Annotated in this window: 20 protein-coding genes and 3 pseudogenes; 11 read left to right on the top strand and 12 right to left on the bottom strand. The window is 67.1% G+C overall.

Going from position 1 to position 20,561, the window contains the following annotated elements; translation table 11 throughout:
- Nucleotides 1–187: 187 nt before the first annotated feature.
- Nucleotides 188–1,942: an ABC transporter ATP-binding protein/permease gene (locus ABH933_RS43920; RefSeq protein WP_429421947.1), complete on the top strand. Its 1,755-nt coding sequence runs from the start codon at nucleotides 188–190 to the stop codon at nucleotides 1,940–1,942.
- Nucleotides 1,939–3,564: an ATP-binding cassette domain-containing protein gene (locus ABH933_RS43915; protein WP_429421945.1), complete on the top strand. Its 1,626-nt coding sequence runs from the start codon at nucleotides 1,939–1,941 to the stop codon at nucleotides 3,562–3,564. Before ABH933_RS43920 ends, ABH933_RS43915 begins: the two co-directional genes overlap by 4 nt.
- A gap of 139 nt (nucleotides 3,565–3,703) precedes the next feature.
- On the opposite strand, the gene ABH933_RS43910 is transcribed toward ABH933_RS43915, so the two are convergent.
- The 4 genes and pseudogenes from ABH933_RS43910 to ABH933_RS43895 form a co-directional block, all read right to left on the bottom strand.
- Nucleotides 3,704–4,057, bottom strand: coding sequence for a GNAT family N-acetyltransferase (locus tag ABH933_RS43910; protein ID WP_429421943.1), 354 nt, complete (start codon nucleotides 4,055–4,057; stop codon nucleotides 3,704–3,706).
- Nucleotides 4,058–4,162: 105 nt separating this feature from the next.
- Complete coding sequence (locus ABH933_RS43905; RefSeq protein ID WP_429421941.1) at nucleotides 4,163–5,542, bottom strand: FAD-containing oxidoreductase; 1,380 nt, start codon at nucleotides 5,540–5,542, stop codon at nucleotides 4,163–4,165.
- Between the two features lie 8 nt (nucleotides 5,543–5,550).
- Nucleotides 5,551–6,021, bottom strand: a complete 471-nt coding sequence (locus ABH933_RS43900; protein ID WP_429421979.1) for a DUF4126 domain-containing protein — start codon at nucleotides 6,019–6,021, stop codon at nucleotides 5,551–5,553.
- A 319-nt stretch (nucleotides 6,022–6,340) separates the two neighbouring features.
- A pseudogene (locus tag ABH933_RS43895) lies at nucleotides 6,341–6,787 on the bottom strand (acyl-CoA dehydrogenase family protein); the annotation flags it as partial.
- Nucleotides 6,788–7,063: 276 nt separating this feature from the next.
- Here ABH933_RS43895 and ABH933_RS43890 point away from each other — a divergent pair.
- Together ABH933_RS43890 and ABH933_RS43885 are read left to right on the top strand one after the other, a co-directional pair.
- A complete protein-coding gene (locus tag ABH933_RS43890) occupies nucleotides 7,064–7,870 on the top strand; it encodes a PucR family transcriptional regulator (protein WP_429421939.1) in 807 nt (268 codons plus the stop codon).
- Nucleotides 7,871–8,083: 213 nt separating this feature from the next.
- Nucleotides 8,084–9,151: a fatty acid desaturase family protein gene (locus tag ABH933_RS43885; RefSeq protein WP_429421937.1), complete on the top strand. Its 1,068-nt coding sequence runs from the start codon at nucleotides 8,084–8,086 to the stop codon at nucleotides 9,149–9,151.
- Between the two features lie 58 nt (nucleotides 9,152–9,209).
- On the opposite strand, the pseudogene ABH933_RS43880 reads toward ABH933_RS43885, so the two are convergent.
- A pseudogene (locus ABH933_RS43880) lies at nucleotides 9,210–10,271 on the bottom strand (RNA polymerase sigma factor); the annotation flags it as partial.
- A gap of 315 nt (nucleotides 10,272–10,586) precedes the next feature.
- Here ABH933_RS43880 and ABH933_RS43875 point away from each other — a divergent pair.
- Nucleotides 10,587–10,790 (top strand): cold-shock protein, encoded by a 204-nt coding sequence (locus ABH933_RS43875; protein ID WP_429421935.1) that lies wholly within the window; start codon nucleotides 10,587–10,589, stop codon nucleotides 10,788–10,790.
- 130 nt (nucleotides 10,791–10,920) lie between these two features.
- Here the strand turns inward: ABH933_RS43875 and ABH933_RS43870 are convergent, their stop codons facing one another.
- Nucleotides 10,921–11,112: a hypothetical protein gene (locus tag ABH933_RS43870; RefSeq protein ID WP_429421933.1), complete on the bottom strand. Its 192-nt coding sequence runs from the start codon at nucleotides 11,110–11,112 to the stop codon at nucleotides 10,921–10,923.
- A gap of 224 nt (nucleotides 11,113–11,336) precedes the next feature.
- The gene (locus ABH933_RS43865; protein WP_429421977.1) at nucleotides 11,337–12,263 is read right to left on the bottom strand and encodes a helix-turn-helix domain-containing protein; all 927 of its coding nucleotides are present in this window, start codon (nucleotides 12,261–12,263) and stop codon (nucleotides 11,337–11,339) included.
- Here ABH933_RS43865 and ABH933_RS43860 point away from each other — a divergent pair.
- Nucleotides 12,144–12,473 (top strand): annotated as a pseudogene (locus ABH933_RS43860) (transcriptional regulator); the annotation flags it as partial. The gene ABH933_RS43865 and the pseudogene ABH933_RS43860 sit on opposite strands and share 120 nt — an antisense overlap.
- Nucleotides 12,474–12,526: 53 nt before the next feature.
- Here the strand turns inward: ABH933_RS43860 and ABH933_RS43855 are convergent.
- The 3 genes from ABH933_RS43855 to ABH933_RS43845 all read right to left on the bottom strand — a co-directional run bounded on the left by ABH933_RS43855 (nucleotide 12,527) and on the right by ABH933_RS43845 (nucleotide 13,658).
- Nucleotides 12,527–12,688: a hypothetical protein gene (locus ABH933_RS43855; RefSeq protein WP_215923140.1), complete on the bottom strand. Its 162-nt coding sequence runs from the start codon at nucleotides 12,686–12,688 to the stop codon at nucleotides 12,527–12,529.
- A 17-nt stretch (nucleotides 12,689–12,705) separates the two neighbouring features.
- A complete protein-coding gene (locus tag ABH933_RS43850; protein ID WP_429421931.1) occupies nucleotides 12,706–13,047 on the bottom strand; it encodes a DUF3467 domain-containing protein in 342 nt (113 codons plus the stop codon).
- 98 nt (nucleotides 13,048–13,145) lie between these two features.
- Entirely contained in the window at nucleotides 13,146–13,658 is a 513-nt protein-coding gene (locus ABH933_RS43845; RefSeq protein ID WP_429421929.1) for a hypothetical protein, read from the bottom strand.
- A gap of 32 nt (nucleotides 13,659–13,690) precedes the next feature.
- On the opposite strand from ABH933_RS43845, the gene ABH933_RS43840 reads away from it, so the two are divergent.
- Nucleotides 13,691–13,924: a hypothetical protein gene (locus tag ABH933_RS43840; protein WP_429455307.1), complete on the top strand. Its 234-nt coding sequence runs from the start codon at nucleotides 13,691–13,693 to the stop codon at nucleotides 13,922–13,924.
- Nucleotides 13,925–14,028: 104 nt separating this feature from the next.
- Here ABH933_RS43840 and ABH933_RS43835 read toward each other — a convergent pair whose 3' ends face one another.
- Nucleotides 14,029–15,486 (bottom strand): alpha/beta fold hydrolase, encoded by a 1,458-nt coding sequence (locus tag ABH933_RS43835; RefSeq protein WP_429421928.1) that lies wholly within the window; start codon nucleotides 15,484–15,486, stop codon nucleotides 14,029–14,031.
- Between the two features lie 385 nt (nucleotides 15,487–15,871).
- Entirely contained in the window at nucleotides 15,872–16,618 is a 747-nt protein-coding gene (locus ABH933_RS43830; RefSeq protein WP_429421926.1) for an SDR family NAD(P)-dependent oxidoreductase, read from the bottom strand.
- A 196-nt stretch (nucleotides 16,619–16,814) separates the two neighbouring features.
- Between ABH933_RS43830 and ABH933_RS43825 the strand changes: the two genes are divergently transcribed.
- From ABH933_RS43825 to ABH933_RS43810, 4 genes are all read left to right on the top strand, one after another.
- The gene (locus ABH933_RS43825; protein ID WP_429421924.1) at nucleotides 16,815–17,825 is read left to right on the top strand and encodes an RNA polymerase subunit sigma-70; all 1,011 of its coding nucleotides are present in this window, start codon (nucleotides 16,815–16,817) and stop codon (nucleotides 17,823–17,825) included.
- The gene (locus ABH933_RS43820) at nucleotides 17,822–18,127 is read left to right on the top strand and encodes a hypothetical protein (RefSeq protein ID WP_429421922.1); all 306 of its coding nucleotides are present in this window, start codon (nucleotides 17,822–17,824) and stop codon (nucleotides 18,125–18,127) included. Before ABH933_RS43825 ends, ABH933_RS43820 begins: the two co-directional genes overlap by 4 nt.
- 83 nt (nucleotides 18,128–18,210) lie before the next feature.
- Nucleotides 18,211–19,680, top strand: coding sequence for an MFS transporter (locus ABH933_RS43815; protein WP_429421920.1), 1,470 nt, complete (start codon nucleotides 18,211–18,213; stop codon nucleotides 19,678–19,680).
- Nucleotides 19,677–20,543, top strand: coding sequence for an N-acyl homoserine lactonase family protein (locus tag ABH933_RS43810; protein WP_429421918.1), 867 nt, complete (start codon nucleotides 19,677–19,679; stop codon nucleotides 20,541–20,543). Before ABH933_RS43815 ends, ABH933_RS43810 begins: the two co-directional genes overlap by 4 nt.
- Nucleotides 20,544–20,561 lie beyond the last annotated feature (18 nt).

Genomic DNA, 20,561 nt, shown 5'->3' with positions numbered 1-20,561 from the left:
CACCGATCCTTCGGACAAGCCACAACCCGGACCTACCACCACTCAGTCTAACGACGGACTCCCAACTGCCTCTTGACATAAAGGGGAGCCATTACCCTGTTCGGCCTGGTCTCGCTCACCGCATGGGCGGTCGCTGACCGCCGGTCTGCCGCCGCGGGTGAGTTCGAGGTCGAGCAGTGAGTTTCCGATGAGCACCACGGCCTCCATGCTGGCTCAGCTGTCCGACGATGAGGCAGACCACCAGCAGCGCGCGTTGGAGCGGTTGCGTGCCTGGGCGAACCCCGAGCAGAGCGCATTCCGCCGGGCCGGGACATTGCGGGGACTGTCGGTCCTCGGAACCGTCGCCTGGGCGGCCGGGCTCGGGTGGGCGGCCCAGACCGCGCTGCAGGGGCAGCGCCACACCCTCGCACCGGTCTCGGTCGCTGCTCCGATCGCTCTGGTCATAGCGGGTTTCGCGCTACGCGTCGGATTCCTCGCCGCCGGCGATCGCGCCGCGGACGAGGCAGCGACCGCCGTGCGACTCACGCTGCGCGACCGCCTGCTGGCCGCCGCACTGCCCTCGAGCCCGCTGGTGCCGACTGCGACCGGCGCACCGGTCGGCGCGTTCGTGCAAGCGCTCGATGAGGAAGTCGACCGTCTCACCGACTGGCTGACCGGCTACGTCCCGGCGCGCCGGACGATGGTGGTCGCGAGCGGCCTGGCCTTTGCGGCGATCGCGGCCGAAAACTGGGTTGTCGCGGTGATTCTCGGGCTCGCCACGCCGTTACTCCCGGCCAACCTGAAGGTGATCGGGATGGGAACGCGCACAGCGGTCCAGTCCCAGCTGAGCGCCGCGCGCACCCTCGGCGCGCGGCTTCTCGACCAGATGCGTGGGCTGCCCACCCTGGTGGGTCTGGGCGCCGACGAGCGTGCCGCCCTCGCCGTCGAGCGCGACGACCGCGAGCTGGCCCGTCGCACCCAAGCCGTGTTGCGGGTGGCCTTCCTGTCGACGGCATGGGTGGAATTGCTGGTCACCGGCACCGTGGCGGTGGTCGCCACCTTCTGCGGGCTGGTGCTGCTCGACTACCTGCGGCTGTCGTGGCTCCCCTCGTCCATGAGCCTCGGGTCGGCGTTGTTCGTCCTGGTGCTCACGCCGGCGTACTTCGCTCCGGTGCGGGAGCTGGCGCGCGGCTACCACGCCCGGGCCGAGGCGGCCGCGGCAGCGGAGCTCATCGATGCCTTGCTGCCGACGCAACAGCCGCGAGAGCCGGACGCTCGAATACCGGGACCGCCGCAGCGTGCACCTCTCACCGTGGAGTTGCGCAACGTTTCGGTTGTTTACCCGGGCCGTACAGAACCTGCGCTGGCGAACGTCACCGTGACCGCCGGGCCGGGCAGCGTCGTGGCGCTCGCCGGGCCGAGCGGAGCAGGCAAGTCGACGCTGCTGGCAGTGGCAGCCGGGCTGCTGATGCCGGACACGGGTTCGAGCATCCACGTCTCGGCCTCCGGGGAACATCCGGCCGATCCGCGAAATGTCTCCTGGATCGGTCAACCGTCCCGTCTGTTCGCCGGCACCGTGCGCGAAAATCTGCTGCTGGCGCGCCCCGACGCGGACGACGCGACGTTCGAAACGGCGTTCGCCGCACTGGGTTTCGCCGATCTGCTCACGGCGCTGCCACACGGATTGGACACGGTCGTGGCAGAGCGCGGCAGCGGACTGTCCTCAGGCCAGATCCAACAGGTCACCCTGGTCCAAGCCCTGATTCGGGACGTGCCCGTCCTCTGCCTGGACGAGCCGACGGCCCACCTCGACGCCGAAGCCGAGGCGCGGGTCGTCGCCGCGGTCCGGACGCTGGCCCGAGACCGGACGGTACTGCTGGCCACCCACAGCCCCGACCTGCTCGGCACCGCTGATGTCGTCGTCGCCATCGAGCGCGGGCGCCCGGTCGCGGTGACCTCATGAAACCCATTGCCCTGCTCTGGACTGCCGCCGGTGCTCGCAGCCGCCGGGCGATGGTGTGGGGCGCACTGCTGGCCGCGAGCGCAGAGGTCGCCGCCGCGGCGCTGCTCGGAGTATCGGGCTGGTTCCTCACCTCGTGCGCGCTGGTCACCGCACAGGCGAACACCACGTGGTCGTGGATGTACCCGTCGGGAACCGTCCGGTCGCTGGCGCTGGGCCGGACCGGCCTGCGCTACACCGAACGACTCACCAGCCACCGGGCCTTGCTCGACGCCACGGTCGCCCTGCGCGTACGGATGTTCCGCGCCGCAGCCGCGCTGCCTGCCCGGCAACTCCGCAACTGGCGCGACGGAGCTCTGCTGACGACGCTCACCGACGACGTCGCCACCGTGGGCGCGGCGCCGGCAAGGATCCTCGCCCCGCTGGCCGGCATTCTTGCCACCGCGGCGGTGGTAGTGGCGCTGATCTCGATCGCGAGCCCGGTGGCCGGTGCCGGCCAGGCGGTCCTGTTCGTTGTCGCCGGCGGTATTGCGGTCCGGACGAACAGCCGGGCCGCGGCGCTGCATGCACGCGCCCGTAGCGCCCGGTCGCTGGCCCGGTCCGCCCTGATCAGCGATCATGCATCGCTTCCCGAGCTGATGTGCCTCGATATGGTGGGCCGGGCCCGCGATCAGATCCTCCAGACCGTGTCCCGCGCTGAGGGTTTCGACACCGATTGCCTCGCCGCCGTGCGCCGGGGCCGGCTCCTGCTGCGCCTGCTGGGCTCGATCGGACAGGCGAGCATCCTGGTCCTCGCACTGTCGACCCACTCGGCGATCCAGCCGGTGGCCTCCGCAATCGGCGAGACGCTCCTGGTCGCCGCCGCCTACGAGCTTGTCGAAAGCCTCCCGCACATCCTGCGCGACAGTGACTCCGCCGGGGCCTGCGCAGCGAGGCTGACCACCTTTCTCACGCCCACGCGCCCGGTCACAGCTCCGACTCCCGGTCCCGCGGTTTCCGCTTCGGCGCCGCTGGTCGTGCAGGGACTTCCGGTGGGATCGGGGGTCGAACAGGCTCGATGGTCTGCCGTGCTCGCATCCGGCACCGTCACGCTGATCTGCGGCCCGAATGGGAGCGGCAAGACCACCCTGCTCAACATTCTCGCCGGACGAATTGCCCCGCCGCACCCGGGCACGGTTCTGCTCGACGGCTCAGCGCCGCGTGATCTGCCGGCGGGTGCCGTGGCCCAGCGGCTCACACTTGTGGAGGCCGAGGACTGGTTGGCGGACACCACGATCGCCGACAACCTCCGCCAAGCCGACCCGGATGCGGACGACGTAACGCTACTCGCCGCGCTCGACGCGGCCGCGCTCGATAAGCTACCGCTCGACACCGCCACCGGGGTCATGGGCAGCGCCCTGTCGCAGGGACAGCGACGCCGACTGGGGGTCGCCCGAGCAATCCTGCGCAACCCCTCGATACTCCTGCTGGACGAGCCGGTTCTCGGCCTCGATCCGGCCACCGCGGTCCGCCTCATGAACGGGGTTCGACGGGCGCTGCCGGGTTGTGTCCTCGTCATCGCTCTACACGACCAGCATCGGGAACTCGTGCCGTTTCCTGCGGAAGGGCTCCTGCGCCTGAGGTGATCAGCCAAGCCACGTAACGACATTCGGCTGATCTGCTTCGACAGCCGGCTCTTGTCCCGCTACAGCCGGGCGCCCGGTTCGCCGGCCAGGGGGGCGTTGAGACACGGCCGTAGGAAAACCGGCTCGGCCCGGCCGGATTTCACGCGCGTTCCCGTTCCACGACCGCTAGCGCCTGCGGGGTCACCGGATCGACGATGTCGTCGAATTCCTGATGTTTGGCCAGAAAGCCCGCCACCACCGGACATACCGGAACGATCCGCGTGCCGAGCGGACGCGTATCGGCGAGCGCGGCCGCTACCAGGCGCCCGGCCAGCCCTCGTCCGGAAAACTGTGTATCGATTTCGGTGTGGTAGAAGATCCGCTGGTCTTCGTGGTCGATGTAGGCGGTGAAGCCGGCCAGGACATCGTCGACACGGATCTCGTAGCGCCGACGCTCGGGTGAGTCGGCGATCGTGACGGTCGTGTGGTCGGCGTCTGCAATCGGGTTGTTCATCGCTCGCCCTTCCAGTGGTTCTATCCGGCCCTCGGAGTCGCTGCCGCTGGAGCGAGTTTGACAGAATTTGGTGGACATGGCAACCAATTGTGCCTGTGACGCGGGCTATTCCAGCGGCTCGAGCCCCTCGAGCATGGTGGGCACCAGTTCGGCGACGGTCGGATGGATGTGCACGGTGTGGGTCATGGTGGTGTATGGCGCCTTGGCGGACATCAGATCGAGGATGCAGTGCACCACCTCGTCGCCGCCGACGCCCAGGATCGCGGCGCCGAGAATCTGGCGGGTCTCGGCGTCGACCACCACCTTCATGAAGCCCTGGGTCTCCCCCTTTTCGACCGCGCGGCCGACTCGGGTCATCGGGCGCTTGCCCACCAGGGCTTTTCGCCCCGTTGCCCGCACCTGGGCTTCGGTCATGCCGGCGCGGCCGAGTGGCGGGTCGATGTACAGCGCGTAGGTGGGGATGCGGTCGCTGACCCGCCGGGGTTCACCGTCGAGCAGGTTGGCCGCGACGATCTCGAAGTCGTTGTAGGACGTGTGGGTGAACGCTCCCCTGCCGTTGCAGTCGCCCATCGCCCAGATGTGCTCGACGCTGGTCCGGAGTTGATCGTCAACGGTGATGAAACCCCGTGCGTCGGTGGCCACTCCGGCCAGATCCAGACCCAGTTCGTCGGTATTGGGCACCCGGCCGACCGCAAGGAGAAGATGTGATCCGGTCACCACCGGGCCGTCGGCACGGGTGGTCACGGCCACACCGTCGCCGTCCCGTGAGACGCGAATATCGTTGGCGCCCAGGTGGATAGTGATGCCTTCACGCTCCAGGATGCCCTTGATAGCGGCGCAGACGTCGTCGTCCTCCCGGGGTGCCAGGCGCGCTCCGCGTTCGATCACGGTGACCTCGGCGCCGAACCGGCGGTACATCTGGGCGAACTCCAGCCCGATGTAGCTGCCCCCGATGATGACCAGATGCGTTGGCACCACATCGAGTTCGAGGATGCCGACATTGGTCAGATAGTCGACGTCGGCCAGCCCCGGGATATCGGGACTCGAGGCCCGGCCGCCGACGTTGAGGAATATCCGTTCAGCGGTGATCCTTTGATCGCCGACCTGCAGCGTGTGGGGGTCGATGAATCGGGCGTGCCCACGCAACAGGGTGCAGCGGTCCATGCCTTCGAGCCAGTTCTCGACACCGTCCCGGTCGACGGTGACGATGCCGTCCTTGCGCCCCTTGACCTTTGCCATGTCGACCACGACCGCACCGGTGCTGATGCCGTAGTCGGCGCTACGACGGGCCAGGTGCGCGGCGTGCGCACTGGCCACCAGCGTCTTGGTGGGAATGCAGCCGGAGTTCACGCAGGTACCGCCGACCAGCTTCCGCTCCACCACGGCGACGGTCTGCCCGGCATCCACGAGCCGGCCGGCCAGGGGCGGTCCGGCCTGGCCCGCTCCGACGATGATGGCGTCGAACGGCGTTGCCTCGGTTGACATTCGGCTCCCTACAGATTCATGGCCAGAGCGACGATGACGAATCCGCCACCCACCGCGAGGACGTCTTCGGCCAGCGCCACCGGAAGGTCGCGGCCGCCGGTCCGCTCGACCAGCCCTCGCCGCGCACGATACCCGCCCAGTGTCCCGATGACCGCGCCGACCACTCCGCATATCAGCGCCGCGAAGGTGTGGTGCCACCCGGCACCGACAACGGCACCGGCGAACGCGCCGGTGAGGATCCGTGCCCCGAACTGCGACGGTACCGTCCGCGGCGGGGTCGAAGGTAGTTGATCGGTGATCAACTCGACCACCAGCAGAATGGTCAGCACGATCGCGGCGACCAGGTGCGCGACCCAGCCGGCCCAGATGTGTGCCACCGGCAACCAGCCGAGCCAGGCGCCCCAGGCCACCACCCCGGGTGCGGTGAACGCCCGCAGGCCCGCAACCACACCGATGAGCAGGGCCAACAGCAAAACCAGTTCCCCGTGGACGCGGACTCTCGCTCGCCCGCGCCACGTCGGCGCGACCTCGACGATCGTGACCCGGCCGGACCGGGTGTCTCCGGGGTGGACCGGTTTCGGCAGCGTCATGCCCCTGATGTCGCGTCCGGCGACGACGGCCCATCGCGAGTAGACGCCGGCCACGGCCAGTCGTTGGAACACGCACAGAGTGTGCAGGCCGCTGGCGATCACCCCGCCGAAATGTTCGCCGTCGCCGACATGGATCGCCAGCGATGGGATAGCTCCTTGGCGTGGCTCAGGTGAGGAGACGCGCCGGCCTACGCGGCCGGCGTCGTCGTCACCGGGCGTACAGGTCGCGGGCGATGATCATCTTCTGGATTTGCGGTGTGCCGTCACCGATCTGGTAGCCCGACACGTCGCGCAGCATGGCCTGCAGCGGCATTTCCTCGGACCAGCCGATGTGGCCGTGCAGGACGACACAGTCGTTGATGGCGGCCATCGCGACCTGCGGCGCCCACCACTTGAGCATCGCCGCCTGGGCTGTGTGCGGCTCGCCGGCCGTGCGCAGGCCGAGGGTCTGGTAGGCCAGCGCCCGGACCGCGGTGATGTAGGTGCTGTGCTCGGCCAGTGGGAACTGCACACCCTGGTTCACCGCCAGCGGCTGCCCGAAGGTGGTGCGCTGCTTGGTGTATTCCACGGTCATGTCGATGGCGCGCTGGGCGGTGCCGATCACCATGAGCCCGATCAGGGTTCTGGTGAGGTCGAATTCGCGCATGATCCCGTGGAAGCCGCCGCCCGGTTCGAGTGGCGGTCAGCGGATTCATCGCCAGGTTGACCAGGTACCGGGTCTCGATCGTGGACGCTGCGGTGAAGTCGACGAGGCTGCCCTCGACCGCGGCGGCGATCAGGTTGCGTGGGGCCGGCAGATCGGCTCCCTTGAGCCGCTTGCGCACGGAGGCCGTCAGCGCCAGCACCTGCTGCGACAGCTCGGCCTCGGTGGCGCGCCCGCCCGGGAGGGTGTAACCCTTGCGGTCCCAAGGCTGCTACCGAGCGCGCCGAAATGGCCTTTCCGAATGAGCTGCGGCGGCAGGCGAGCACCGCGCTGACCCGCAGGCGCGAGCTCGTCGAGGCAATCCTGCACGAGGACAGGGTCGATATCGAGCGCAGCACACGGCAACTCGGGCACAACCTCTACATCCAGCAGACCGGCCTGATCCTCTGGACTCTGGACCGCCCCCAGGAGGACTCGAGCGCGACGCTGGAGACACTTGCCGTCGACATCGCCACCGCCCTCGGCGCTCCACGTCCGCTGATGCTGCCCGCCGGCGGCCGGATGCTCTGGGCGTGGCTGGCCACACCGGAAGCACCCGATCTCCGGAAGATCGCTCACCTGAAGGCATTTCAGCAGCATCAACCGATCGTTCAGTTGGCCGCCGGGGTCCCCGCGACCGGTCTGGAAGGGTTCCGCGTCAGCCACCAGGAAGCCCTACGGGCCTACCGGATCGCCGCGGAGACCGAGCCCGCGCCGGTCACCCTGTACCGCGATGTCGAACTCGTCAGCTGTCTGGCCGCCGACATCGCCGCACTCTCCCGATTGGTGCGCCGCGAACTGGGCGGCCTCGCGGAGCGAGGCGTGGCCACCGCGCGACTGCGCGAAACCACCCTGGTCTACCTCGAACAAGGCAGTATGGCCAAGGCCGCCGAAGCGCTGAGCGTGCACAAGAACCCAGTGCTGTACCGGATGCAGCAGGTCGACGAATTACCGCCACAGCCGCTCGACGAACACAAGATGGCCTTGGAGGTGGCTCTCCGGGTGGTGGCCACCCTCGGTGAACGGGTGCTCCCGGATCTGCGCCCCGACCTGTAGGCTGGGGTGCGCGCGGCTATCACACCTCAGTCCGATTCCAGGTCATACCAAGGGATTACATCGAACGAGAATCCGGTCGATAACTTCGAATCGTTACTCCCGCTCTCGACACACAAACAGCTCCCGCTGAAATCGAAGCTCCGATCGACATCGGTCGATCGGCATCGAGGACGGGCGAAGTTGGCATCTCCGACCCAGCTCTCAGGAAGATTCATGACCACACCAGCCTTGGTTCCAGAGTCATTTCCACGATCAGCGCGACCCGGAGCCGACGGTGATTACGCCCGTCTGTTGCGCCGGATCTCCGACGCGGGACTGATGACCCGGCGTCCCCTCTACTACACGGTCCGGCTCAGCCTCGTCGGGATCGCGTTCACGGTCGGCTGGGCGGCGTTCGTGCTGGTCGGTGACTCGTGGTGGACGCTCGTGGTTGCGGCGTGCATGGCCGTGACGTTCGCTCAGGTTGCCCTGGTCATGCACGATGTCGCGCACCGCCAAGTCTTCCGGCTACGGCGGCCGACGGAGATCGTGGGCCGGGTCGTCGGCAACGCCGGAATAGGCCTGGCGTACGGCTGGTGGCAGGACAAGCACACCCGGCATCACGCCAACCCGAACCACGAGGAACTCGACCCCGATGTCACACCCGACATTCTCCTCTGGTCACAACGGCAAGCACAGGCCAGCCGTGGCCTGCCTCGTCTCATCGTGAGGGTACAGGCATTCCTGTTCTTCCCCCTGCTGATGCTGCTGGGCCTGAACCTCCACCTGTCCGGCGTCCGTGCGCTCGCAAGCCGACCGGTCAAACACCGCGGACTGGAGGGGGCGCTGTTGTTCGGCCACTTCGCCGCCTATCTGGCCGCACTGTTCGCGGTTCTGCCCGCCGACAAAGCGTTCGCGTTCCTCGCTGTCCACCAAGCGATGTTCGGCCTGTACATGGGCTGTATCTTCGCCCCGAACCACAAGGGCATGCCGACTCTGACCGGCGACGACCGCCCCGACTACCTACGCCGGCAAGTGCTGACCTCCCGCGACGTGCGGGGCGGCGTGTTGACCGACCTCGCCCTCGGCGGACTCAACTATCAGATCGAGCACCACCTGTTCCCGAGCATGCCAACCCCGAACCTGCGTCACGCCCAGGTGATCGTCCGCGACTACTGCGCCGAAATCGGCGTGCCCTACCACGAGACCGGGCTGATCTCCTCGTACCGCGAGGCACTGAGGCACCTGCACCACGTCGGCGAGCCCCTGCGCACCACCGGCCCACAGCAGAACGCCGAATGAAAGTTCCTACACTACACCGCATCTCACGTCTACAGCCCATCCGCAGGACCATTGCCCACTATTCGAGGTAATCCCGAAGCAACTGTGAGCGCGATGGGTGACGTAGCTTCGACATCGTCTTCGACTCGATCTGCCGGATCCGCTCACGGGTGACGCCGTAAACCTTCCCGATGTCGTCGAGCGTTCGAGGCTTCCCATCACCCAGGCCGTAACGCAGGCGCATGACGCCGGCCTCGCGCTCGCTGAGCGTTTCGAGTACCGACCGCAACTGCTCCTGCAGCAGAGTGAACGCTACCTTCTCGACGGCCACGACAGCCTCGGAGTCTTCGATGAAATCGCCGAACTGGGTCGCGCCCTCGTCACCGAGCGTCTGGTCCAACGAGATCGGTTCCCGCGCGATTTGCCGAACCTCGAGAACCTTCGCGGGTGTAATACCTAATTCCGCGGCAAGCTCCTGGGCTGTTGCCTCGCGGCCCAGCTGCTGCAGCAGTTCGCGCTCTACACGCGCAAGCTTGTTGATGATCTCCACCATGTGCACGGGGATTCGTATGGTGCGGGCCTGGTCGGCCATGGCGCGAGAAATCGCCTGGCGAATCCACCATGTGGCATAGGTCGAGAACTTGAATCCTCGGCTGTAGTCGAACTTTTCGACCGCCCGCACCAGACCCACATTGCCCTCCTGGATCAGGTCGAGGAAGGCCATGCCCCGCCCGCTGTACCGTTTGGCGATCGACACCACCAGCCGCAGGTTTGCCTCGAGCAGATGATCTCTGGCCGCGATGCCGTCCTGTACGAGCCAGGTCAGGTCTCGGTGACGTGCGATCGTGAGATCCGGGGGCCCCTCGCATTCGGCCTGCAGTTTCTGCACCGCATACAGACCGACTTCGATCCGGACCGCGAGATCGACCTCCTCGGCCGCGGAGAGTAGGGGAACTCGCCCGATCTGCTTCAGATACGCCCGTATCGAGTCTCCACTGGAGGTGAACTCCGCTTCCTTGCGCGCCCGACGCAGCGCCGGAGACTCGTCCTCATCCCAGATGTCCTCCGCAGCGTCATCTTGCTGGGTGCCAGTGGAATCTTGGTCATTTGGTTCGCCTGCGGTCGTTGCCACATTCGCCTCTCCGAGTGATTCGGGCGGCATCGCGATTCGAGAAACAGGACCGCAGAGAGGCCTCGAGCGGCTCGGCAATCACCGGGACCAATGACCAGCGTACTGGTCAACACACGAAGTGAAGCGACTACCGGCCCCAGCCCATACCTTCCACTCCGCTTCGGGGTGATCTGCTGGACGGGCCTCGCTCCTGCCGGTCGCCGCGCGACCGCCGGCCGAAGCACGATGCGAGGGATCGTCGGAGGTCATGGCATAGTGAGGGTCGAGGACGGGCTCCTTACCGAAATTTGCCCGACTCACTACAGAAGAGAAGTTGTTTACAGCATGACTCAAGGCAGCGTGAAGTGGTTCAACGGTGAAAAGGGCTTCGGCTTCATCGCTCAAGACGGAGGCGGCCCGGACGTCTTCGTGCATTACTCGGCCGTGAGCGGCGCGGGTTACAAATCCCTCGATGAGGGTCAGCGTGTCGAGTTCACGGTGGAGCAGGGCCAGAAGGGCCCCCAAGCCGTGGACGTCAGCGTCATCTGATTCATCGCGAGTTCGTGAAGAGCTTCGCACCGACCACGGTGCGAAGCTTTTTTGTTCGAGCGGCCTGCGCGGCTTCAGTGGACACCGGGTGCGAGCGGGCCGGCGTCCCGAGCAGGCGGTGGCACGGACATCACGCCGCCCGTAGCGGGCCGGAGAACGATTTGCGCAGCGAGGACGAGGCCAGTGGCAGGAGGGCTGCCAGCAGCTTGCCCTTGAACGCCCGCGGAGTCCGGGTGAGTTCGACATCGACTCGGGTGCCGTCCGATTCGGAGGTGACCCGGAAGACCCAGCCGCCGCCCGCGCCGAAGAGCTTGGAGTCCAATGTGGTGACCGTGACGGTGTCGCCGTCCGGATTCCACTGGTAGCGGGCACGCTCCCAGGCGGCGGCGGTGCCCTCGGTGACCTCGGCCCAGTTGTCGCCGCGGTCGTGGACGACGAAATATCCGAACGCATCGCGTTCGACACCCTCACGCTGTGGGGCGGACTGGTCGGGTTCTTCCTGTGGCCCGCGGCCGGCCGCCGGTCGCGCTGAGAATGCCGGTCGGCCTACCGTCGCGCGTGCCCCCGGCGGTCGGCGTCACGGTAGGCATCCGGGGACAGGCCGGTCCAGCTGTTGAAGGCGCGACTGAGGGCACGAGCGTCGCTGTAGCCGACCCGCAGGGCGATGGCCTGCACGGTAAGGGTGGTATGGCGTAGTAGGTGACTGGCCTGTTCACAACGCGCTGCCGCTAATTCCTCGCTCCAGGACGTGCCCGCCGCGGACAGGCGTCGTTGCAGGGTGCGGTCGGCGACCGCCAGTCGCCCGGCGACGGCGCCGATCCGTGGACCGCGTTTCGGTGAGCTGTCCGTCGGCCCGGTTCGCTGGGTCATCTCGGTGCGCAGCGCCGCGCGGAAGGAATCGATCCAGCCCGGGACGGGCCGGGCGTCGTCGATGGCCTGCTGGGCGGCGGTGTGGAGAATCCGGCGCAGGCAGGGATCATGCGCCCGGGGTGCGGTGTGGGAGCCGGTGAGCCGGTAGTGGATGAGGTCGGCCGGCTCGAAGTGGATCGCTTCGGTGCCCAGGGCGTCTTCGAGATATCGGTGCCGGCAGGGCGCCGGGTGCGCGAAGTCGACCCGAACCGGCACTGCCGCTGCGCCGAAGGCATCCCGGGCGCGCCGGACCGCCACGGTGACCCCGAATTCGTTGATGATGCTGCGGGTCTCGCCGTAGGTCGTGCCGCAATACCCGACGGTGAGCCCGGACCCGTGCTCGGTGACCTGCAGCCGGGCGGCCGGATCGCAGATGACGTCACTGAACCGGGCCGCATCGCGAAAACCCTCCACCAGCGTCGGGGCACTGCTGAACAAGTAGTCCCAGACGTGCAGTCGCCCGTAGCCGGCCGTATCGGCGGCCCGGACACCCGCCTCGTTGCCGATGACGTGCTCCATCAGTACCCACTGAGCCCAGAATTCGCGGACCTGTGGCAGCGGCACGAACTCAAGGACAAGACTCACGGCCGCCATATCTACCGCCACCCGATCGTGGGGCGGCTGGAACTCGGCTACGAAACCTTCCGGCTCCCGGACGATCCCGACCAAGCCCTGGTCGCCCACCATGTGGAGCCCGGCTCCCCCGGCGCCGACGCCCTGCGGTTGCTGGCAACCCTGGCCGCCGAACCCGCCGAGATGTCGGGCAGGGAGTAGCCGCAAGCACACCGTCGGGGCGGACGACGGTACCGGTGTCTGGTCGGCTCGGGCTATTCGGTGGGTTCGGGTTGTTCGCTCGGCGAGACGGGGGTGACGAGGTAATGGCGGCCGGGGATCTGCTCGGGCCGGTACCGCACGGCCGGATCGGAGATGATGAGGCGGTCGCGTGGGCAGGCGATAAGGGTGATAGGGCCTGATTTCGGGGTTTGCATGTTCTCTCCGGGCGGGGTTATTCACCGAGGTGGGTGATGGGGCCGAATTGTCGTTCGTAGTTGTTCATGCTGTCGTTGAGTGTCTGCATGAGCCGGAAGATCAGCGCGGGCGGGAACTTCACCCGGGAGGTGACCTGCACCGGCTGCCGCACTGCCGTTTGCCCGGTCTCGCTCACCCCACCGGGTCCGCTGGGGAGATAGACCAGGAAATCGAGAGTGAAGTCCGTGCGGTTGTACCAGCAGGTGAACCCGTTGGCATACACCCCGGCACCGACTATCTCCGGCACGATGACATCGACATCGACATCAGGTTCGTCCGCGGGGGGTTCGTCCGCGGGCGGCGGAACCGGGCCGCTCACCGCGGATATCCCATGCTGCGGGCCTGACGAACCGGCCGTACCAGGTGTCGGGTACGGCCGGTCGCCAGCACTGCGATCACTGCGTCATCCTCGCCGGGTCAGCGGCCCTGTTGGAGCCGGGCCTGCTGGCGGATCTGGTGGAGTTGCATCTCCCACTGACCGGCCCGGTCCTGTGCCCGGCTGGCCTGGTCCTCGGCCTGCTGCGCCAGCTGGGTGGCCTGGTCGGCCTGCTCCTGGGCGCTGCCGGCCCGCTGCTGGGACTGATTGGCCTCACCCTGGGCCTGCTGAGCCTGGCTTTGGGCCCGGTCGGCTTCGGTCTGGGCTTGCTGGGCCTGGTTGGTGGCCAGGATCGCCTGCTGGCGGGCCTGCTGGGCCTGCTGGTTGGCCTGGTTGGCGTCCTGCTGGGCGTGCTGGGCCTGATGCTGCACCTGCCGCGCCTGCGCCTGCGCCTGGCGCGCGAGACCCGCTGCCTGCATCGCGTACTGGCGGGCGTTCTGCGTCTCTTGCCGGGCCTCGTCCATTCGTAGCCGAAGCATCTCCACTTCCGCCTGCACATCGATCTCCCGGATCTCCCGGCTCTGCGTCGCGCTGCTGCTCTCCTGTACCGCCATGGTCGAACCCCTTCCATTGATGGATGTGTGGATTGACGCTGAAGGTTGTTGCTGGCCGAACGCGCGTGCCGAAGCAATTCTCACCGAACCCCACCGATCCGCGGCAACTTTATGGCAACAAGTTAGAAACATTGACGAAACATCCGCAAACCGATCTCGCTGAAGCATCTGCACAGACGCGTGGCGTGTTCGCCAGTTACCCGCACTGTGCCGGCACTGTTCGATGGGGAAAGAAGAGAGGTGTACTCACCGCTCAGCATCTCTGATCCGGCGGTGACCGGGCTGGCCGAGTTGTCGCGGTTCAACCCGACCACGATCGTGCCGGGATCGGAGAAGGCCGGACAGGGCCACAAGTCCTCGATCGGTGGCGTCAGCCTGTCGGGGTGGATGTGCTCGAGATGGTGCCGGTGAACGGTGGGACGTCCTGCTGGCAGACCGTGCCAGGTGGAGGCAGCGTGCCACGGATGAAGTAGTCGCTCTCGTAGGCCTTCGCGCAACTACTCGGGTTGAACAGCGTGGTGTGCCCGTATCCAGCGACGGTAAGCAGCCTGGCGTTGTGCAGTTGGGCGGTCGCGGCCAGGGCGCTGTCGTACGGGGTGGCGGGATCGTAGGTGGCGTTAATGGTGAGGACCGGTGTCGCGGACCGGCCCCACGGGCCGGTGTAGCGATGGACGGCGGTGGCCGGCCAGGTGGAGCACCCCTCGGTCGCCCACACCCAGAAGGGCCCGACCGTCCCGGCACGAGCGGTACTGAACTCCCCCAGGGCGCCGTAGCTGCCCGGATCGCGCGGGTTGGGACTCTCGCCGCATACGATCGCCAAGAGCTGGTCGATGCCAGTGTACTTTTGCTGTGAGGCCGAGCCTTCCCGGGAGGAGTCGCTCAGCGCTGTCGAAAACCAGTCCACCAGGCGATTCTCGCCCGGCTCGGGCATCTGCGGCGTCTCGCCCAGCCACAGCTGCTGCAGCAGTTTGGCCAGCGCCGTCCAGTTCGCTGGGGAACCGGCGGTGGCATGGACGGTATATAGATTAGCGCGCACGGCGTTGACGGTGGCGGCGTAGGTGAACCCGTCCTGCGGGTGGATGAGCAGGCGGTGCAGCAGTGTGTCGTACTTCGCTTTGGTTGCCACCGCGCTGCCGGCCGAGAACGGGCAGCGGATCGAGCCCGCTTGGCTGCACAGGTTCAAGAACTGTTCCAGCGTCTTGGCCGTTCCCAGGTCGGAAGTCTGCCGCAGGAAGGTCGGCAACGGCTTCTGGTCGTACCACGCAGACGGATCGATATTGCCGTCCGACACTATCGCGCGGACCCGGTCGGGGAAGAGGTTGGCGTAGGTGGCGCCGAGCAGCGTTCCGTAGGAGACCCCGAGGAAGGTCAGTTGCTTCTCGCCGAGGACTCTGCGCAGCAGATCCATGTCGTACGCCGAGTCGGTGGTGGAGACGAATCGCAACAAGGCCGGGTCACGCCGCTCGCAACGCCGGCCGAGGTCGGCGTATTGGTCGATCCACCGCCGCTCCTGCTCGAGACCGACCGGAAACCCTACGGGCAACTGCGCGAACCAGGCGTCGTACTCCGCCTTATCGGCGAAGCACTGGACGGAGGTCGATTCGCCGGCCCCACGCGGATCCCAGCTGACGATGTCGAACCGTTCCTGGACCCGGAGTGGGAAGAGCGGATATGCGATTGGGAGGCTTGTGGTGCCTGCTCCTGCCGGCCCGCCTGGGTTGAACAGCAGGCTGCCGATCCGATGTGCGGGGTCGGTTGCCCGGTGCCGGATGACCGCCAACTCGATCGTGCGCACGGCGGGATGCTGGTAGTCCAATGGTGCCGGCACAGTGGCGCATTCGAAACCCGGCTGGCCGGGGCACGGGGTCCAGACCGGGGCAGGCGTTGCCCCAGGCGCGTCATCCGACGGCTGAGCCGTGGCGGGCGCGGAGCCGCAGACCACGGCCGCGGCCACCATCATGGATACCACTATGCATCGGGTGAAATGCGCGCGGTTCGTCACAGATCCTCGCTATCTTCAGGGTGAAAATGCGTGGCTGTCTTACAGGGAACCCTCGACGCCGAACCGTAGCCGACCACGCGGCAAATGCCTGGTTAGGTCGATTCATCGGCGTGGCCCGATCGCCCCTCATCTCGGACGACCCGTCGCGGACCAGGCGATGGGCGAGACGTCGGCCGATGCCGTTGCAGCCCGTCTCCCGATGTCGTGGTCCTCAGACCAACGGTGCAATCCCGTCGACGGTAAGCCGGAAACTGCCTGCCGCTTGCGCTGCCGGCCGTCCGGCCAGGTCCACCAGGGCTTGACCGAAGATCCCGGGGGTCAACGTCTCGCCCAACTGCTCGGTGAACTCCGCCACGCTGATGCCGGCCACCCCCGCGTGCGCCAGCGCTCCGACCGCACCCACAGCGGTCAGCGGGGTGAGCTTGGGGAGCACCGAGGTGACGGTAATCCCGAGCCCGCGCAGGTCGGACTCGACCTGAGCATCGGCTGCCATGAAGCGTTGCATGGCCTTAGCACCCGAGTAGCCGCCCGAGCGGGGTGAACCGTTCAGCGACGCGCCGCTGCTGATCACGATCACACGGCTGCCCGGCCGCATCGGTGCGTTCAACGCCGCGCTGAGCCACACATGGGTGAGTTTCACATCCGTCTCCCAGGTCGCGGAGAACTCGGTCCAACTCAGCTCGTTGATCGGCGCAATCGGTGGCGTGATGCCGGCAACCAGGACCAGCACATCGGGTTGCTGGTCAGTGATGACCGCATCGGGTGAATTCGGTGCGGTGACGTCCATGGCGAGCGGTCGCACCCGGTCGTGGCCGGCGGCCAAGTCCTCCAGGGCTCGCTGATCACGTGCAATCGCAACAACATCGGCTCCCGCGGCAGCGAAGGCCTCCGCAGCCCCGCGGCCCAAGCCACGGCTCGCTCCGATGATCGCGATAGTTCGGTTGCTCGAGGGATTCATCGCAGAGTTCCTCGCAGTCTCGAGAAGGGCTGGCGACCGCACGAAAGTGCCGTGGGCCGTAGCCGGAAGAGTGGTGTCGTTCATATGACGTCGACCGCTGACTCATTTGGTCGGACAGAGTTGACCCGATGCGACAGGCGCGAGAAACGTGTAGGGAGGACCGACGAATCCTCGACCGAAATGACGTCACACAGACATGAGTGAGCTCTTGGTCCAGCAGGCCCAGGCGGGGGCCGAGCGGGCATTCGAGGAGCTGGTGTCACCGCACCGGCGCGAACTACATGTGCACTGCTACCGCATGCTCGGTTCTGCCGAGGATGCTGAGGACGCTGTCCAGGAGACGCTGCTGCGTGCCTGGACCCGGGTGGGGACGTTCGCGGGCACGAGCACGTTCCGTGCCTGGCTATATGCGGTCGCAACCAACGTGTGTCTGGATGCGTTGCGTCGCCGCAAGCGCAGACCGTGGCCCACCGATGTGTTCGAGGCAGCCGAAGCGGGAAGCGTGCCCGGTGCGCCTACCGACATCCCCTGGTTGCAGCCCTACCCGGACTCCTTGCTCGGCCGAGCCTCCTCGGCCGAGGACTCGGTCCTAGCCCGGGAGGGGATCCAGTTGGCGTTCCTCACCGCGATCCAACAACTTCCGCCGCGCCAGCGTGCCGTGCTCCTCCTGTGTGATGTCCTCTCCTGGTCGGCCAAGGAAGCAGCGACCGCCCTGGACATGACCCCGACCGCCGTGTACTCGGCCCTTCGTCGCGCCCAAGCCACCTTGGCCGCACGCGTACCCGACCGCGCTGACGCGCTCACCTCCTCGACGGGCACCGACCGGACGACGTTGGAGAAGTTGGTGCAGGCATGGGAGAGCGCCGACATGGACGGGCTGGTAAGCCTGCTCGCGGACGATGCACGGCTGGTCATGCCGCCCTATCAGACGTGGTACCAAGGACCGGCCGCCATCGCCATGTTCTTGGCGAGCCCGATGCCGGACTCATTGGCCCGAGCCAAGGTGGGGAGCCACACGCGACTCCTGCCGACCGCGGCGAACGGCCAGCCTGCCTTCGGTTTGTATCTCCAGTCAGCTGACCGGACCCGCTACGAACCGTTCGGCATCGGTGTCCTCACCCTCGACACAGAGGGCATCCACGAGATCGCGGTGTTCATGCTGAACCCGGCACTGTTCGACCTGTTCGATCTGCCCTCGGCGGCATGACCGGTGAGCCGGACGGCCTGATCCTCCCCGTCCGCCCGTCCTCGAGAGCCCACTGCACGCACGTCAGCTTCCCGGCCGGAACACCCGTGGGCTACGACCCCGATGCGTGGGATCGAACCCTGGTCATGGTGCAGCAGGGCGTGCTACGGCTGACCTGCCGATCCGGTCGCGAAGCCGACTTCCCGGCCGGTGCGATCGTCCATCTCTCCGGACTCCCGCTGGCCAGCATCGGTGCTGCAGGCCACGACCCGGTGATTCTCCTGCTCCTGTCGCCCCGCTCCACCACAGGGCGGCCTCGATGAGCATCGACCTCGCCGACTAAATCGGAAACAGGTCGGCGTCTCAATGAGTGAACAGCTCAACCATCACTGGGAGGGACGCCTTCATGGCAGTCGCACCGCAGGACCAGGTCGCCGCCGCAACCGAGGACCGATCGACGACCGCAGCGGTAACCAGCGAGAAGTGGCTCCTGGCACTGACCTCGCTCGGGGCGTTGATGGTGACGCTCGACGCGCTGGTGGTCGCCTCTGCGTTCGCGACCATCCGCCGCGAGCTGCACGCCTCGATCGACCAACTCCAATGGACCGCGAACGCATACACCCTCAGCGTCGCGATGATGCTGATGGTCGCCTCGGTCCTCGGAGACCGAGGGGGTCGCAGGCGCATGTTCGTGACCGGGCTCTCGGTGTTCACAGTCGCATCAGCGGTGTGCGCAGTCGCCCCCACGATCGGCGCCCTTATCGCGGCACGGGCGGTGCAGGGCACCGGGGCGGCGTTCATCATGCCGATGGCGATGGGGCTGCTGGTGGCCGGCTTCCCGCCTGAGCGACGCGGCTGGGCGACGGGGATCTTCGCGGGGATCACGGGCTTGGGGGTGTTTGCCGGCCCGATCGTCGGCGGAGCAGTCACCCAGGGCGTCGCTTGGCAAGGGATCTTTTGGATCAACGTACCCATCGGTCTGGTTGTTATGGCGCTCACTGTGCTGAAGGTCGCCGAGAGCCGCGGCACACGGCGACCACTCGATGTCATCGGAACGCTGCTGATCACCTCTGCGGTGGTCGGGATCGTCTGGGGTGTCGTACGCGGCGGCACCGTCGGTTGGGCCGGCACCGAGGCCGTCACGACTCTTGCCGCCGGCGGACTACTGCTGGTTGCTTTCATCGGCTGGGAGACGAAGGCAGAGCATCCGATGCTGCCTCTGCGACTCTTCGCCAACCCGAGCTTCTCCGCCGGGAATGCCGCGGGGTTCCTGCTCACCGCCTCGATGTTCGCAACGGTCTTTTTCGCCGCGCAGTACATGCACGCCGCCTACGGTTCGGGCGCGCTCGAGTCCGGTCTTCAGCTGTTGCCGTGGACCGGATCGCTGTTCGTCGTAGGGCCGATCGCGGGGTGCCTGATCGACCGGGTCGGCGAGCGGCCGTTCGCTGCGATCGGCCTGAGCGTCCAGGCCGTGGGGATGTTCTGGATGAGCCACGAAGCCACCGGCCACGGGTACGCGGGAATGGTGCTCCCGATGATCGTCGCGGGCTTCGGCGTCTCCCTCGCGCTACCGGCTGCGCAGGCCGCGGTCACGGGGGCAGTCCCGCCGCAGGCAGCCGGGATGGCAGGCGGTATCTACTCGATGATGCGGCAGACCGGGGGTGCTGTCGGAGTCGCCGTTCTGACGGCGGTCTTCACCGGCGCCGGGGGATTCGCGGACTTCCCCCGCAGCATGCAACGCGTGCTGGAGGTCAGTGCCGGCCTGTCCCTAGCGGCCGGGATCGCGGCGATCTTCATCGCGCCCCGCCGAACCAACCGTCCGGACAAGACGCGCGTCACCTCTGTCGCGCAGAAACAACACGAGGAGAAACGATGACGACCAACCCGATCAAACGAGTGTCCGTACTCAGTACCGGAAGCGTTGTGATCCACCCCCAGCACGTGCGATCCGAAGGCACCCCCCAGATGTGGTGGCTCCTGACATCTCGCCGCTGGACCGACCCGCTGCCGATCAACGCCTACGTCATCGAACACGACAGGGGACTGATCCTGTTCGATACCGGACAGGACCGTGCCGCGGTCACCGACCCCGACTACAACCCCGGCGGATTCACCGGCTTCATCTACCGTCGAATCGGACGCTTCACCATCGAACCCGAAGACACCCTGTCCGCCCAGTTGGCGATCCTCGGGTACGACATTGCGCAGGTACGCACCGCGATCCTGTCCCATCTTCACCCCGACCACGCCGGCGGAGTTCCTCAGCTGCGGCACGCCAACCTGGTGGTCAGCCAAGACGAATGGGACGCGCTGGTAGGCCCGAAGGCGGCGATGATCGGGCTCATGCGCAACCACGTCGACCTCACCGGCCTGCGGTGGGACCGGATCACCTTCGAACCCACCACGGACCCGTCCTTGGCACCGTTCACCGAGGCGCATGACCTGTTCGGCGACGGAACCCTCACCCTGCTACCCACCCCGGGGCACACCCCGGGGTCGATGTCGCTACTCGTCCGCCAGCCAGGCACCGTGCCACTGCTCATGGTCGGAGACCTCACCTACGACGTCCACCTCCTCGACGAGAAACACCTGCCGGGAATGGGGCACAAACACCAGATGAAGAACGCAACCGACAAGATCAACCAGCTCCGGGAAACCCACCCCGACCTGGTGATCCTGCCCGCCCACGACCCCGAGGCAGCACACCGTCTGGCGACCGCAACCGCGGCACGCATCTGAAGACACGCACCAACTACC

The sequence above is a fragment of the Nocardia sp. GP40 genome (genome assembly GCF_050434125.1).
GTDB lineage: Bacteria > Actinomycetota > Actinomycetes > Mycobacteriales > Mycobacteriaceae > Nocardia > Nocardia albiluteola.
This window is presented reverse-complemented; position numbering and strand designations above follow the sequence as displayed.

Bases quoted from the DNA above. Each gene is read 5' to 3' on its own strand.
- ABH933_RS43920 (WP_429421947.1), top strand. From the start codon at position 188: ATGAGCACCACGGCCTCCATGCTGGCTCAGCTGTCCGACGATGAGGCA.
- ABH933_RS43915 (WP_429421945.1), top strand. From the start codon at position 1,939: ATGAAACCCATTGCCCTGCTCTGGACTGCCGCCGGTGCTCGCAGCCGC.
- ABH933_RS43910 (WP_429421943.1), bottom strand. From the start codon at position 4,057: ATGAACAACCCGATTGCAGACGCCGACCACACGACCGTCACGATCGCC.
- ABH933_RS43905 (WP_429421941.1), bottom strand. From the start codon at position 5,542: ATGTCAACCGAGGCAACGCCGTTCGACGCCATCATCGTCGGAGCGGGC.
- ABH933_RS43890 (WP_429421939.1), top strand. From the start codon at position 7,064: ATGGCCTTTCCGAATGAGCTGCGGCGGCAGGCGAGCACCGCGCTGACC.
- ABH933_RS43885 (WP_429421937.1), top strand. From the start codon at position 8,084: ATGACCACACCAGCCTTGGTTCCAGAGTCATTTCCACGATCAGCGCGA.
- ABH933_RS43875 (WP_429421935.1), top strand. From the start codon at position 10,587: ATGACTCAAGGCAGCGTGAAGTGGTTCAACGGTGAAAAGGGCTTCGGC.
- ABH933_RS43855 (WP_215923140.1), bottom strand. From the start codon at position 12,688: ATGCAAACCCCGAAATCAGGCCCTATCACCCTTATCGCCTGCCCACGC.
- ABH933_RS43845 (WP_429421929.1), bottom strand. From the start codon at position 13,658: ATGGCGGTACAGGAGAGCAGCAGCGCGACGCAGAGCCGGGAGATCCGG.
- ABH933_RS43830 (WP_429421926.1), bottom strand. From the start codon at position 16,618: ATGAATCCCTCGAGCAACCGAACTATCGCGATCATCGGAGCGAGCCGT.
- ABH933_RS43825 (WP_429421924.1), top strand. From the start codon at position 16,815: ATGAGTGAGCTCTTGGTCCAGCAGGCCCAGGCGGGGGCCGAGCGGGCA.
- ABH933_RS43820 (WP_429421922.1), top strand. From the start codon at position 17,822: ATGACCGGTGAGCCGGACGGCCTGATCCTCCCCGTCCGCCCGTCCTCG.
- ABH933_RS43815 (WP_429421920.1), top strand. From the start codon at position 18,211: ATGGCAGTCGCACCGCAGGACCAGGTCGCCGCCGCAACCGAGGACCGA.
- ABH933_RS43810 (WP_429421918.1), top strand. From the start codon at position 19,677: ATGACGACCAACCCGATCAAACGAGTGTCCGTACTCAGTACCGGAAGC.